The 13,412-nt window shown below is 70.0% G+C and carries 11 protein-coding genes; all 11 read right to left on the bottom strand.

Features of this window, described 5'->3' with window-relative positions; translation table 11 throughout:
- Positions 1-123: 123 nt before the first annotated feature.
- Complete coding sequence (locus ACRDPN_RS15435) at positions 124-849, bottom strand: cell division protein FtsQ/DivIB (protein WP_431449567.1); 726 nt, start codon at positions 847-849, stop codon at positions 124-126.
- The gene (murC, locus tag ACRDPN_RS15440; RefSeq protein WP_431449568.1) at positions 846-2,246 is read right to left on the bottom strand and encodes a UDP-N-acetylmuramate--L-alanine ligase; all 1,401 of its coding nucleotides are present in this window, start codon (positions 2,244-2,246) and stop codon (positions 846-848) included. The genes ACRDPN_RS15435 and murC overlap by 4 nt, the downstream gene beginning before the upstream one ends.
- Complete coding sequence (murG, locus tag ACRDPN_RS15445; RefSeq protein ID WP_431449569.1) at positions 2,243-3,337, bottom strand: undecaprenyldiphospho-muramoylpentapeptide beta-N-acetylglucosaminyltransferase; 1,095 nt, start codon at positions 3,335-3,337, stop codon at positions 2,243-2,245. Before murG ends, murC begins: the two co-directional genes overlap by 4 nt.
- A gap of 201 nt (positions 3,338-3,538) precedes the next feature.
- The gene (gene ftsW / locus ACRDPN_RS15450) at positions 3,539-4,768 is read right to left on the bottom strand and encodes a putative lipid II flippase FtsW (protein WP_431449570.1); all 1,230 of its coding nucleotides are present in this window, start codon (positions 4,766-4,768) and stop codon (positions 3,539-3,541) included.
- Between the two features lie 13 nt (positions 4,769-4,781).
- Positions 4,782-6,218, bottom strand: a complete 1,437-nt coding sequence (gene murD, locus ACRDPN_RS15455) for a UDP-N-acetylmuramoyl-L-alanine--D-glutamate ligase (protein WP_431449571.1) — start codon at positions 6,216-6,218, stop codon at positions 4,782-4,784.
- 8 nt (positions 6,219-6,226) lie between these two features.
- Entirely contained in the window at positions 6,227-7,312 is a 1,086-nt protein-coding gene (mraY, locus tag ACRDPN_RS15460; protein ID WP_431449572.1) for a phospho-N-acetylmuramoyl-pentapeptide-transferase, read from the bottom strand.
- A 60-nt stretch (positions 7,313-7,372) separates the two neighbouring features.
- Positions 7,373-8,719, bottom strand: coding sequence for a UDP-N-acetylmuramoyl-tripeptide--D-alanyl-D-alanine ligase (locus tag ACRDPN_RS15465; protein WP_431449573.1), 1,347 nt, complete (start codon positions 8,717-8,719; stop codon positions 7,373-7,375).
- Positions 8,716-10,227: a UDP-N-acetylmuramoyl-L-alanyl-D-glutamate--2,6-diaminopimelate ligase gene (locus ACRDPN_RS15470; RefSeq protein WP_431449574.1), complete on the bottom strand. Its 1,512-nt coding sequence runs from the start codon at positions 10,225-10,227 to the stop codon at positions 8,716-8,718. Before ACRDPN_RS15470 ends, ACRDPN_RS15465 begins: the two co-directional genes overlap by 4 nt.
- Before the next feature lie 28 nt (positions 10,228-10,255).
- Positions 10,256-12,004, bottom strand: coding sequence for a peptidoglycan D,D-transpeptidase FtsI family protein (locus ACRDPN_RS15475; protein ID WP_431449575.1), 1,749 nt, complete (start codon positions 12,002-12,004; stop codon positions 10,256-10,258).
- Positions 12,001-12,426, bottom strand: coding sequence for a hypothetical protein (locus ACRDPN_RS15480; protein ID WP_431449576.1), 426 nt, complete (start codon positions 12,424-12,426; stop codon positions 12,001-12,003). The genes ACRDPN_RS15475 and ACRDPN_RS15480 overlap by 4 nt, the downstream gene beginning before the upstream one ends.
- Complete coding sequence (rsmH, locus tag ACRDPN_RS15485; RefSeq protein ID WP_431449577.1) at positions 12,423-13,394, bottom strand: 16S rRNA (cytosine(1402)-N(4))-methyltransferase RsmH; 972 nt, start codon at positions 13,392-13,394, stop codon at positions 12,423-12,425. Before rsmH ends, ACRDPN_RS15480 begins: the two co-directional genes overlap by 4 nt.
- Positions 13,395-13,412 lie beyond the last annotated feature (18 nt).

Genomic DNA, 13,412 nt, shown 5'->3' on the forward strand with positions numbered 1-13,412 from the left:
ACCACGACCGAGGACACCGGAGAACCGGCGAACACAGCGCCGGGAGACACCCACGTCCAGCACACCCAGTCACACAACGGCCGACCGAGGTCACCGCTCAGCACGGCTCACGAAACATCGAGGCTAGCGCCGTGTGGTCGGCTGCTCGGGGGCGCTGACGTCGTAGTCGGTCGCCTTGATCTTCAGCAACGAACGCACGACCTGAAGCTTCTGCTCGCCCTTGGCCGCACTCCCCCACGTGACCGTGCGGTTCTTGCCGAGAACCAGCTGCACCGAGTCCTTGGAGCTCACCCGCACGTACTGCACCTGCTTCAGCAGTCCGGGATCGCCGGTGCGCAGCACGTCGATGACTGCCGTGCTGCTCTCGAGGGACTGCTGTCGCTTGCGCGCGCTGATCGTCTCGACCCGCACCTCGACGAGGTTCTTGGGCTCCGAGCGCACCGTGCGGAAGTCGACGCCGTAACGGTCGAGCATGCGGATGGATATCCCCGACATCACCCAGGCGACCGGCTTGCGCTCCACGACCTCGATCCGGATCGTGCTCGGCCAACGCCGGGAGACGTCGACCCGGTCGATGCGCGCCATGGCCGCCACCTTCGACTCGATCGCGACCGTGTCGACGCGAGCCAGTGGACGACCGAGCCTGACGGCGGCCTGCGAACGGATGTCCGTCGGCTTGAGCGTCGTGGTGCCCTCGACCTGGACCCGGTCGACGGCGAGCGCGCTGGAGAACCAGATCACCCAGACCAGTCCCCCGACGACACCGACACCGAGGAGCACCAGGAAGACGCGGCGCACCCGACGCCATTTCTCGGACCGGCGGCGCTCGGCGAACCGCTGCTCGCTCATCGCCCCACCAACGCGGCGAGGACTCGCGGGCCCACGGTGGTGATGTCGCCGGCGCCGAGGGTCAGCAGCAGGTCGCCCGGACGCAGCTCGGTAACCAACACCTCGGCCAGATCCTTGACCGGTCCTCCGGTGGTGGCCTTCGGGCCGTCGACCGCGTCGACCACGAGTCGCGACGTGACTGCCGGGTCGGGATCCTCGCGGGCGAGGTAGAGATCGGCCACGACCACCCGGTCCGCGGCCGAGAGCTCTCGGCCCATCGCGGCACCGAACAGCCGGGTGCGGCTGACGAGATGCGGCTGGTAGGCGACGACCAGCCGGCCGTCGCCGGCGAGCGCGCGGGCGGCTGCAAGGTCGGCCCGGATCTCGGTCGGGTGGTGCGCGTAGGAGTCGTAGACACGCACCCCCGCGGCATCGCCGAGGTGCTCCATGCGGCGTTGCGCACCGGCGTAGGTCGAGAGGCCGTCGGCCAGCGCCTCGGGGTCATGGCCGAGCACGAGCCCGGTGGCGAGCGCGAGAAGGGCGTCCTGGGCGTAGTGGGCGCCCGGCACGGCGAGGGTGACGTCGACCAGGGGCCGACCGTCGCGCAGGACCGAGAACGTCGTGCCGTCCTGCTCCACGCGCACGTCGGTGGCCCGGATCGCGGCGTCCTCGGCGAGACCCGTGGTGACGACCTGCAGTCCGAGCTCCTCGGCCACGTCGATCAGCCCGCGGGCGCCTGTGTCGTCGACGCCCAGTACGACGAATCTCCCGATGGTGCGCATGAAGTCGGCGAAGGCCCGGGCGTAGGCCTCCTCGGTGCCCCAGACGTCGAGATGGTCGGCGTCGACGTTGGTGACGAGCGCTCCCTCGGGTTCGTAGACGAGGAAGGCGCCATCGCTCTCGTCGGCCTCGGCGACGAGCACGTCACCGGCGCCGATGCGCGCGTTGGTGCCCAGCCCGGCGACCTCAGCGCCGATCGCGAACGACGGCTCGGCCCCGGCCGCGACCAAGGCGCACGTGAGCATCGCCGTGGTGGTGGTCTTGCCGTGGGTGCCGGCGACGGCGACCGTGCGCCGCCCCTCCATCACGGAGCGGAGCCCGGCCGAGCGCGGCCACACCCGTAGGCCGCGACGCAGCGCCTCGACGATCTCGGGATTGTCCTCCCGTACGGCCGTGGACGCGATGACCGTGTCGACGTTCGCGAGCTGCTCTGCCGCGTGGCCGACGAAGCACGTGATACCTTCGCCCCGCAGCGCCTCCAGCACCGGGGAGTCGATGGCGTCGCTGCCACTGACCTCGACGCCCTGCTGCGACATGAGCCGGGCGATCGCGGACAGGCCGGCACCACCGATGCCGATGAGATGGACGCGTCCGAGCCGGTCGACCGGGGGGATCTGGTCCGGGATCGGGATCTTCATCTGCCCCGCGGCGGAGAGCCGCCATTGACCGCGTCCACGACCATGTCGGCGAGGCGGACGTCGGCGTCACGAGGCACGAGATCGGAGGCGGCCGCCGACATCGTGGCCAGTCTCGCCGGATCAGTGACCAGCGGCGCGAGGACCCGGTCGATCCACGTGGGTGTCAGGGCATCGTCGTCGATGAGCAGCGCTCCCCCGGCCCGGACGACCGGATGTGCGTTGTGGGCCTGCTCGCCGTTGCCGATCGGGAGCGGCACGAAGGCGGCCGGCAGACCCACCGCAGCGACCTCGGTGACCGTGTTCGCCCCGGCACGACACACGATCAGGTCGGCGGCGGCGTACGCGAGGTCGATGCGGTCGATGAACCGCTCCACGACATACGGAGGATCACCGGGGCGACTGTCGATCACGACCTCCTCGGGGCGTCCGGCCGCATGCAGGACCTGGACGCCGGCATCGGCGAGGTCGTGAGCCGAGGCGGCCATCGCCAGGTTGATGCGTCGGGCCCCCTGTGACCCACCGGTGACGAGGAGGGTCGGCCGGTCCGGCTCGAGACCGAAGTACTGCCGCGCCTCGTCGCGAACGGCAGCGCGGTCGAGACTGGAGATCTGCCGGCGGATGGGCAGGCCGAGGTAGGTGGCGTGCGGGAGGTCGGTGCCGGGAAAGCTGGTGGCGACGTGCTCGGTGAACCGCGCCCCCAGCTTGTTGGCGATGCCGGGGATCGCGTTTCCCTCGTGCACCACGATGGGCACGTGCCGGCGCCTGGCCACGAGGTAGGCGGGTACCGAGACGTAGCCTCCGAAGCCGACCACGACGTCAGGCTGGACCCGGTCGAAGACGTCGCCGGCGGCACGAGCGGCCTTGGCCAGCTTGACCGGCAACTGGGCCAGTGCCTTGCCGGGTCGGCGTGGAAGCGGCACGGGCGGCACCAGCTCGAGGGGGAACCCGGCCTCCGGCACCAAGGTGACCTCGAGACCCCGTGGCGTGCCGAGACAGGTGATCTCGACGTCCCGCTCACGCAGGACCGTGGCGGTGGCGAGCATCGGCGACGTGTGACCCGCGGTGCCTCCGCCGGCAAGGAGGGCGCGCATCAGGGTGTGTCTCCCCATCCGCGCGGGAAGCGAGCGCGGCATCCGCGCCCGATCCGGCGGTAAGGCTTGGGGGTCCCCCCACGAGCGAAGCGAGTAGGGGGCGGAGGGAAGCGCACCGGGTAGTGCGGAGACCGACGAGAACGCCGCCGGTCGGGATGCGGGGTCGCGATTCGCGTCGCGCGGATGGGGAGACGCACCCTGCTAGCGCTTCCTGGCCGCGGCGCGCCGCTGGCGGCGGGTCTTGCCGGCCTCGAGGGCTCGACGGGCTCCGGGCTCGGTGGTGGCGCAGTTGAGCAGGATGCCGCACGACACGAGCGTGACGAGCAGGCTCGACCCGCCGTACGACAGCAACGGCAGCGGGATGCCGATCACGGGAAGCAGACCCAGAACCATGCCGATGTTGATGATCGCCTGGGACATGATCCAGATGACGATGCCCGCGGCGGTGTGGCGCACGAAGGCATCGCCCGAACGGGTGGCGGTGCGGATACCGGCGACGGCGAACAGGGCGAACAGCACGAGCACGACGATGCTGCCGACGAGTCCGAGCTCCTCACCGATGACGGCCAGGATGAAGTCGGTGTGCGCCTCGGGCAGGGCCCCCCACTTCTGCCGGCTGCCGCCCAGACCCACGCCCCAGAACCCGCCGCGGGCGAACCCCATCATGCCGTGGATGGACTGGTAGCCGGCCCTGTCGGGATCGGCCAACGGGTTGAGGAAGCTCAGCATGCGAGTGACGCGTTCCTGCTCGATGGCCACGAAGAACACGCACACCACCGCGAACGCCGCCACTACCGCTCCCATGGGCTTTCCGGGCAGACCGACGACCCAGAGCATGCCGACGATGACGGCGAACAGGACCAGCGCGGTGCCGAGGTCGCGCTGGCCGACCACGAGTGCCGCGACCCCGCACGAGACCGGCACCATCGGGATGATGATCGACTTCACCGAGCCCAACCGCCGCTGGCGACGCGCGTAGAGGTCGGCGATCCACAGCACGATCGCCAGCTTCGCGAACTCGGAGGGCTGCAGCTGGAGCGAGCCGGGAAGCGGGAGCCAGTTGCGGTTGCCGTTGATCTCCATGCCGACGCCGGGAATGAAGGTGGCGGCGATCAGCAGCACCGAGACGATGAGGAACGGCCGGATCAGCTTGCGCAACAACGACAGCGGCATCCGGGCGGCGATGACCGCTCCGATCACGCCGGCCACGGCGAACAACCCCTGCCGTTCGATGACGGCGAAGGAGTTGTCGAAGCGGTGATAGGCGTACACGGAACTGGCGCTCAGGACCATGATCAGGCCGAGACCGAGCAGCAGCCCGGACGTGCCGAGCACGAGCTGGTAGGACGCGAGCGGACGATCGAGGGTGCGGCGGGTGGCCTCGACGATCGCCGGGCGGCCGGGTGGCCGACGGGAGGCTGTGGTGCTCATTCCGCGCCGCCCTTCAGGATCGTTCGTCGAGGCGTCGGACCGCCTCGGCGAAGGCGTCACCGCGAGCTTCGTAGTCGCGGAACTGGTCCATGGACGCGCATCCCGGGGCCAGCAGCACAGTGTCCCCCGGCCGTGCCATCTGCGTCGCGGAACCCACGACACGATCCATGAGGTCATCTTCGCCGGTCAGGACCTCGACGATCGGCACATCCGGCGCGTGTCGCCTCAACGCCTCGGCCACGACTGCGCGGTCGGTGCCGATGAGCACGGCACCATGCAACCGGTCGCGGGCCGACTCCACGAGCTCGTCGAACCTCGCGCCCTTGGCCAGTCCGCCGGCGATCCAGACGGCCGAGTCGACCCCATGAAGGGAGGCGAGGGCGGCATGCGGGTTGGTGGCCTTGGAGTCGTCGACGTAGCGCACCCCGCCGATCTCGGCGACCACGGTGATGCGGTGCGGGCCGGCTCGGAACGACCGCAGCCCGTCGCGGACGGCGCGCGGGCTCACCCCGTGCGCCCGGGCAAGTGCGGCCGCAGCGAGGGCGTTCGCCACGACGTGGGGCGCCGGGCGGTGCAGGTCCGCAACCGAACCGAGCTCGGCGGCACTCTTCTGCTGGTCGTCCACGAACGCGCGGTCGGCGAGCACGTCGTCGACGAGCCCGAGCATGCCGGGAGCCGGGAGCTCGAGAGTGAAACCGACCGCGCGAGCACCCTCGGCGACGTCGGCCTCGCGCACCAGCTGCTCCGTCCGGGGGTCCTGTACGTTGTAGACGCAGGCTCGCCGGACGTTCTGGTAGATGCGGCCCTTGGCGGCGGCGTAGGCCTCGGTCGAGCCGTGCCAGTCGAGGTGGTCCGGGGCGACGTTGAGCACGGCAGCCGACTCCGCCGCCAGCGACGAGCTCCAGTGGAGCTGGTAGCTCGACAGCTCGACCGCGAGGATGTCGGCACCGTCGGGATCCATCACCGCCTCGATCACCGGCGTGCCGACGTTGCCGACCGCGAGGGACCGCAGGCCCTCGGCCGACAGCATCGCGTCGAGCATCTGCACGGTCGTGGTCTTGCCGTTCGTACCGGTGACGCACAGCCACGGCGCCGGGTCGTCACCGCGCAGGCGCCACGCCAGCTCGACCTCGCCCCATACCGGCACGCCGCGCCGGGCGGCCTCGACGAGCAGCGGTGCGGTCGGTGGCCAACCGGGCGATGTGACGACGAGATCGACCGGCTCGGGCAGCACCTCCGTCGAGCCGGGACCGAGCCGGAGGTCCGCCCCGAGGAACTCGAGCAGCTGCGCCTTGTCGGTGTCGTCGGGGACTCTCTCGTCCACGACCGTGACATCCGCACCGAGGTGGACCAGCGCGTCGGCGGCCGCGAAACCGCTCACGCCGAACCCGCAGACAACGGCCCGCACGCCCTCCCAGGACGACTCCCGTCCGAGCGCAGCCAAGTTCATCGGGGTGGTCATACGCCGCCGGTGACCCACTCCCAGTAGAAGATGCCGAGCGCGGTGATGACGCACAGCCCTCCGATGATCCAGAACCGGACCACGATGGTGATCTCGTCCCAGCCGACCAGCTCGAAGTGGTGTTGTAACGGCGCCATCCGGAAGATGCGCTTGCCGTTGGAGAACTTGAAGTAAGCCACCTGGAGGATGACCGAGGCCGTGATGGCGACGAACAGGCCGCCGACGACGATGAGCAGCAGCTCGGTGCGGGTCATCAGGGCGAACCCGGCCATGGCGCCGCCCAGGCTGAGCGACCCGGTGTCGCCCATGAAGATCTTGGCCGGCGACGCGTTCCACCACAGGAAGCCGAAGCACGCTCCGGTGAGCGCGGACGCCACCACGGCAAGGTCGAGTGGGTCGCGGACCTCGTAGCACTTCGGACCGGGGTTGTATAGGCAGTTCTGATTGTTCTGCCAGATGTTGATGAACACATAGGCGCCGAAGACCATCGTGGCGGCTCCGGTGGCGAGGCCGTCAAGCCCGTCGGTGAGGTTGACCCCGTTCGACGTGCCTGCGATGAGGACCAGCACCCACACCATGAGAAGGACGGTAGGCAGCTCCCAGCCCTCGAAGTCGCGGGTGAAGGAGATGGCGTGGGTGATGACGGTGCGGCCGGAGTCGTCCCCCCACATGATCGCCGTGATCGCGAACGCCAGACCGACGACGACCTGCCCGATGAACTTCGTCTTGCTGCGCAGGCCGAGGCTGCGTTGCTTGGAGATCTTGATGTAGTCGTCGAGGAAGCCGATCGCGCCGAGTCCGCAGAACAGGAACAGCAGCAGGATCGCGGACGCGCTGGGGGGATCGCTCCCGTAAGACGTGAACCCGGTGGCCAGCTTGGCCAGCGCGTAGGCCACCAGGACCGAGACGATGATCACGAGGCCACCCATCGTCGGTGTGCCGCGCTTGGTGTGATGGGCCGTGGGACCGTCGTCCCGAATGAGCTGGCCGTACCCCCGCCGCACCAGCACCCTGATCGCGAAGCGTGTGCCGATCAGCGTGCCGAGAAGCGCGAATGCGCCCGCGATCAGGATGGCCAACATCGAGCTGCGGATCCTTTCCTCGGTCCGGACGGGGCTGGGAAGCCTTGGTCGAGTATGCCGTCAGCGGTCGAGCAACGCCTCAGTGACCCGTTCGAGCCGGACGCTTCTCGATGCTTTCACAAGGACGACGTCGGTCGGAGTCAGCCACGCAGAGAGGACGCGCACCGCCTCGTCGACGTCCGCGACCGCCGTGCCTCGCTCCCCTGCGCCCTCGGCGATGCCTGCCGCACCTGCACCGACTGCGACGACGCGGTCGACCCCCAGCTCGGCCGCGAGCCGCCCCACGTCGACGTGCGCGTCGAGACTGCCGCCGCCGAGCTCGAGCATCTCGCCGAGGACGGCGACGCGTCGTCCCTCGCCGAGCCCGGCCAGTGCGTGCAGGGCTGCGGCCATCGAGTCCGGGTTGGCGTTGTAGCTGTCGTCGACCACCACCAGCCCGTCCGGACGCACGTGCCGCTCCATCCGCATGGGACTCGCGGAGTCGAGGTCGGCCAGGGGCAAGGTGGAGTCGACGAGCCCGAGCGCGTGCACGGTGCACAGTGCGGCAGCGAGATTGGCCGCCTGGTGCTCGCCGAGCAGCGGCACGTGGAACGTGTCCACCTCGTCGTTCCAGGCCAGCGTGACGTCCGGCTCCCCGCTCGGCGTCATGGCGACGTCGACGATCTCGACGTCCTCCATGCGCCTCGCCTGTCGACCGAACCAGACCACCCGACCTGGAGTCCGCTCGGCCATCGGCACGACCATGGCGTCGTCAGCGTTCAGGACGGCGGTGCCTCCCGGCCGGAGCGCCTCGACCAGCTCGCCCTTGGCCGTCGCGATGTTCTCGACCGAGCCGAACTCGCCGAGGTGGGCGCGGCCGACGTTGAGCACGATCGCGATGTCGGGTGGAGCGATCTCGCACAGCCGGGCGATGTGGCCGATGCCGCGAGCGCCCATCTCGACGACGAGGAAGCGGGTCGACTCGTCCATCCGCAGGAGGGTGAGCGGCACACCGAGCTCGTTGTTGAGGTTGCCGGCGGTCGCGACGGTCGGAGCCGCGTTCATCAGCAGCTGCGCCAGCATGTCCTTGACGCCCGTCTTGCCCTGCGAGCCGGTGATCGCGATGACGGTCGGACCGACCTGGTCGAGGACGTGGCGCGCAAGCAGTCCGAGCGCGACGGTGACGTCGTCGACCACGACGGCCGGCGCGTCGTCCACCTGGCGTGAGGTGAGAGCAGCGGCGGCCCCGGCCGCGATCGCCGGCCCGACGTAGTCGTGACCGTCGACCTGCTCTCCTGCCAGCGCGACGAACAGGCCGCCGGGCTCGACGGCACGCGAGTCGAGCGACGCCGGCGCCGTGACGTGCGCATCACCATGAGCCTGCCCGCCCACGACGGCCGCGATCTCGGCGAGCGACATCGCGATCATGTGCGCGCCTCGATGAGCTCGCGGAGCACGGTGCGGTCGTCAAAGGGGTGCACCACGCCGTCGACCTCCTGGCCCTGCTCGTGTCCCTTGCCCGCAACGACCACGGTGTCGCCCCGGTGGGCGACCGCCACCGCGTGGGCGATGGCGTCGTGGCGGCCGGCCACCTCGATGACGACGCCCGGCCCGGCGGACGCACCCGAGATCAGGTCGGCGCGGATGGCGGCCGGGTTCTCGCTGCGCGGGTTGTCGTCGGTGACGACCACGAGGTCGGCGTGCAGCGCCGCAGCCTCACCCATGATCGGACGCTTGCCGTGGTCGCGGTCGCCCCCGGCGCCGATCACGATGATCAACCGTCCCGGCGTCACCGGTCGCAGTGCGGTGAGCACGGCGATGACGGCGTCGGGCTTGTGCGCGTAGTCGACGATCGCAGTGAACTCCTGACCCGACTCGATGCGCTCCATCCGGCCCGGGACCCCCGTGCTCGCGGCGATGCCGGCGGCGAGCTCGGCCGGGTCGAGGCCCGCGGTCGTGAGCGCCGCGATGACCGCGAGCGCGTTCGAGACGTTGAAGACACCGGGCAGCGGCACCGACAGCTCAAGCTCCTCCCCCGTCGGGCCCAGCACGTGGAGGTCGGTGCCGAGCCGGTGCGGACGGATGTTCGCGGCACGCCAGTCGGCGACCCGGCCCTCCGTCGAGAACGTCGTGACCGGCAGGCGGGTCAGATCCAGCAGGCGCCGGCCATGAGCGTCGTCCACGTTGATGACGGCGTGGCGCGCGTGGTCGGACGTGAAAAGGGCCGCCTTGGCGAGGAAGTACTCGTCGAGATTGCGGTGGAAGTCGAGGTGGTCGCGGCCGAGGTTGAGGAACACGGCCACATCGAACGCAAAGCCGTCGACCCTTCCCTGCACCATCGCGTGGCTTGAGACCTCCATGACGCAGACCTCGACGGCTTCCTCTCGCATCACGGCGAACAGAGCCTGCAGTGCAGGAGCCTCGGGGGTGGTCAGTGACGACGACGCCGGTACACCAGCGATGCGGGTGCCGATCGTGCCGACCACCGCCGAGCGTCGAGCCCCGAGCGCCGCCTCGGCGAGGTACGTGGAGGTGGTCTTGCCCTGCGTGCCCGTGATCCCGATGGTCGAGAATGCGCCCGCCGGGTGACCGTGGAACCACGCGCTGAGGTCGGCCACCAGGGCGCGGGGTTCCTCGACGACCAGGGTCGGCACATCGAGCGGTTCCACCCGCGAAGCTCCATCGGCGTCCGTGAGCACGGCCACCGCGCCTGCGTCCAGGGCTGCGGCCGCGTGGTCGGCCCCGTGGGATCGCGACCCTGGCAGCGCCGCGTAAAGGTCTCCCGGCACGGTGTGGGCGGTGTTGAGACTGATGCCGGTGAGCACAGTCCCCGATAGCTCTGGGCCGTCTCCCCCGACCACTCCGAGATGGGCGGCCACTTCGGCGAGAGTGTGACGAGGAGCGTCCTTCGGCCTCACCCGCATCACGTCGACCACGATCTCGACCTTATCCAGACCGCCAGGGTCACCAGCTATGGCGCACCTTCGGTGACTTCGAACCGGTGGGCGCGACGCCGAATCGCTCGAGCGCCATCGACATGATGTCGTGGAACACCGGTCCGGCCGTCGAGCCACCGCCCGCGTTCGAGTATGGCCGGTCGAGGACGATGTAGGTGACGAAGCGCGGCTTGTCGGCCGGCGCGAAACCGACGAACGACACGGTGTTCTGCCCCCGGACGTACCGGCCGGTGAGCGGGTTGACCCGCCATGCCGTGCCGGTCTTGCCGGCGACACGGTAGCCGGGGATCTTCGCGGCGGGAGCGGTGCCGTTCTTCGCGGTGACGGCCTCCATCATGCGCGTCACCATCGATGCCGCCTTCTTCGAGACGACCCGTCGCGACTTGGTCGGCTCGGCGTCGGTGCGCTCGCCGTCCGGGGACACGAACCCGTCGACGACCGTGGGGTCGACCATCACCCCGCCGTTCGCGATCGCGCCCACGGCCCGCACCATCTGCATCGCCGTGATGGAGACGCCCTGGCCGAACGCGATCGTCGCGTGGTTGGCCTTGCTCCACTCCCGGCCCGGTTTGAGGATGCCTTGCGACTCGCCGGGCAGCTCGATCCCGGACTTGGTGCCGAAGCCGAACTTGCGGAAGTACTGGTACATCCGCTCGTCGCTCATCTGCTGCGAGGCCACGATCGTGCCGAGGTTCGACGACTTCGCGATGACGCCGGCGGCGGTGAGGTGGAGCACGCCGTGCTTCCAGTAGTCGCCGATCTTGAACTTGTCGATGGTCATGCCGGACGGCACCACGATGGGCGTCTGTGGCGTGACCTTGCCCTGGTCCGCCAGCGCCGCCATCGTGATCGACTTCATGACCGAGCCGGGCTCGTACACGTTCTCCACGGCACGCGAGATGACGTTGGCCCTCTGCATGCCGGCCTTGCGATCCGCGTCGTACGTGGGCGCCTGGGACATCTGGACGACCTGACCGGTGCGAACGTCCATCGTGACGGCCAGTCCCCATTCCGAGCGCGACGTCCGCACGGCGTCGGCGAGCCGCTGGTCGGAATACCACTGCAGGTCGCGGTCGATGGTCGAGTGAACGTCGCCGCCGGGCGTCATCTCCTTGACGGTGCTGTCGGCCATCGGGATGCGCTGCCCGCTGGGTGACACCTCGTACGTGCTCGAGCCGTCTTGACCGGTCAGCGTCTCGTCGTATTGCTGCTCCATTCCCTGGACGCCCTTGCCGCTGCCGTCGACGAAGCCGATCAGGTTGGCCGCGAGCTGGCCGCCCGGATACGTGCGCAGGGACTCCTTCTCGGTGAACACCCCGGTGAACCCGGCCTCCTGCACTGCGGCGACCGCCTTCTTCGCCGGCCACGCGGGCACGCCCTTCTCGAGATAGACGAACCTCGAGCCCGGCTTGCGCAGCTTGTCGATCGTCTCGAAGTAGTCAACCCGCTCCGGGCCGAGCTTCTGGACGAGGATCCGGGCGATCCGGGGGGCGTTCTTCGTCGTCATGCTCGGGTCTGCGGTGACCGTCATGCCGTCGACGCTGGTGGCGAGCCCCTTGCCATTGCGGTCGAGGATCTCGCCCCGCGGGGCCGGAACGCTGGTGCGCGCCGTTCCGGCTTCGACTGCCATCGCCGCGTACGCCTTGGTGTCGAGCCCCTGGATCTGGAACAGGCGCAGGCCGAAGACGCTGAAGCAGATGACGACGAACGCGAGGCAGGCTCGCGTCCGGCGGCGCGACAGGCGCTGGCGCGTCATCGTGTGACCTGCTTGATGTTCGTGCGCGCCGGGGCCGGCTTGGCCTTGCCGACGACCTCGCCGTCGGACAGTCGCAGGAACACCGGGTTGGCGTTCGGCACCATGCCGAGCCACAGGGCCCGCGAGGCGATGTTCGACGGGCTCTGCATGCGATCAACCTCACGCGAGAGGGCCTGCTCCCGGACCTCGAGAGCCTCGACCTCGGCGGAGAGTCTGGCGATCTCGAACGACTGCCCCTGAAGCACGGTGCTCATCAGGATGAGACCCACGAGCCCCAGGCCGACCAGTGTCAGCACCACGCCGACGAACGGTGCCCTTCGAGCCCGGCTGCTGACCGGCGCGACCAACCGGAGGGCGCGGTTGCGTGGCAGGGCCTTCTGCGGGCGCAGCCTCGGCGCGGCGATGTGCGGCAGCGCATTCATGCTGCGATCCGCTCGACGGCGCGGAGGCGGACCGACCGCGCCCGGGGGTTGGCGGCGACCTCGTCGTCGGACGCCCGCTCTGCTCCGCGAGTCAGCAGGCGGAACGCGGGTTCGCGGCCCTCGGGAACGAACGGCACGTCGCGCGGGACGTCGGACGTCGTGACCTTCGCGAACGCCCGCTTTGTCAGCCGGTCCTCCAGCGAGTGGTAGGCCAGCACGACGACCCGCCCGCCCGGCTCGACGACGCGGAGCGCGGCGGGCAGGGCTCGCTTGTACCCGCCCAGCTCGTCGTTGACCTCGATGCGCAGGGCCTGGAACGTGCGCTTGGCTGGGTTGCCGCCCGTGCGTCGTGCGGCAGCGGGGATCGACGACCGCACGAGATCGACCAGACGGGCGCTGGACGTGAAGGGTTCGTCGGCCCGCGCCGCGACGACGGCTGCGGCGATGCGACGCGCAAAGCGCTCGTCTCCGTACTCGAACAGCAAGCGGGCCAGGTCGGCGGCCGCGTAGGTGTTGAGGACGTCGGCCGCCGTCGGACCCTCGCCGGGGTTCATCCGCATGTCGAGTGGCGCGTCGTGGGCGTAGGAGAAGCCCCGTTCGGTGCGGTCGAGCTGCATCGATGAGACGCCGAGGTCGAAGAGCACGCCTGACACGGCTTCGAACCCGGCTCGAGTACCGACGCCGCGCACGACGTCGGCCATCTCGTCGTAGACCGCGTGCACGAGCGTGATGCGCTCACCGAACGGCTCGAGCCGTCGGCCGGCCTGGGCCAGCGCCTCGGAGTCCCGGTCGATGCCGATGACGTGGAGGTCGTCGAATCGGGTGAGCATCGCCTCGGAGTGCCCGCCCAGCCCCAGCGTGGCGTCGACGACGACGGGACGCTCGTGGGTGAGCGACGGTGCGAGGAGGTCGAGGACCCGCTCGAGGAGGACCGGAACGTGGCTCGCCCCACCCGATGACCCAGTCATCCGAGCCTCGCCATGAGC

Source organism: Aeromicrobium sp. (assembly GCF_050700635.1).
GTDB lineage: Bacteria > Actinomycetota > Actinomycetes > Propionibacteriales > Nocardioidaceae > Aeromicrobium.